1 protein-coding gene is annotated in these 1,033 nt (G+C 72.7%); it reads left to right on the forward strand.

Translation table 11 applies throughout. The features are described 5' to 3' along the window. The coding region (locus G6021_RS14185; protein ID WP_241736577.1) for an SDR family oxidoreductase at window positions 1–781 on the forward strand (781 nt) is incomplete at its 5' end. Between the last annotated feature and the right edge of the window lie 252 nt (window positions 782–1,033).

A 1,033-nucleotide genomic window follows, 5' to 3' on the forward strand; every position in this document is an offset into this window, starting at 1 on the left:
CGCCGACGTGGTGCTCAACGGGCGCGACGAGGCGGCGCTGTGGCACCGGGTCGCCGAGCTCGCCGCACGGTCCGACGGCCGGATCTCCGGGGTCGCCGGGTCGGCACACGAGCCCACGGTGGCGGAGTCGCTGCTCGAGGAGGCGATCCGCGGGGGGTCGACGGTCTCCGGCCTGATCACGTGCGCAGGGGTTCCCGAGCCCGCGGGGTCCTCGATCCTCACCGTGAGTCACGCGGAGTTCGGTGCGCTCATGGACGCCCACCTCGGGACGACCTTCGCGGCGTGTCGCGTGTTCGCACCGCACTTCGTCTCCACCGGCTCGGGCGCGATCGTCACCACGTCGTCGTTCGCCTGGAAAGGCGACTACGGAGGTACGGGCTACCCGGCCGGCAAGGGCGCGGTCACCTCGCTGACCATGGCGATCGCGGCCGAGCTCGCCGAGCACGGGGTGCGGGCGAACGTGGTGTGCCCGGGCGCCCGGACCAGGCTGTCGAGCGGGGAGGACTACGAGGACCAGATCCGCGAGCTGGGCCGCAGGGGGATGCTCGACGAGCTCAGTGTGGCCGGTGCACTGGACCCGGCCGGGCCGGAGTACGTGGCGCCGCTCTACACCTATCTCGTCTCCGATCTGGCTGCCGGGATCACCGGCGGGGTGTTCGCCGGGTCGGGCGGGTTCATCGGGAGATTCCCCGCCCCGGAGGCGCAGATCCTGGCCTACCGAGATTTCCACGACAGTCCGCCGTGGACCCCTGAGGAGATAGACGGACTGGTCCGGGCCTGAACGGCGCCCGAAGCCGCTCGAGGAGCGTGGGGAGCGGACCGCGCGGCCGAGGCGGTGGACACCTCGTCGTCGTCCGTTCGGCCCGTTCCGGCGAACGCGCACCCGCGCGCCTACCGCGCCGAGAGGTCACACCCGCTCACGTTTCCCCAGGTGAGGTTCGGAACTTTCCTGCATTCGTGACCACTCGCCGAGCGGCCGGCAGTGCTGCGGCTGGCGCGGCCCCGCACCCGGGCCCCGCAGCCCGGCCTGGGC

The sequence above is a fragment of the Dietzia sp. CW19 genome (genome assembly GCF_014145265.1).
GTDB classification, from domain to species: Bacteria; Actinomycetota; Actinomycetes; order Mycobacteriales; family Mycobacteriaceae; genus Dietzia; species Dietzia natronolimnaea.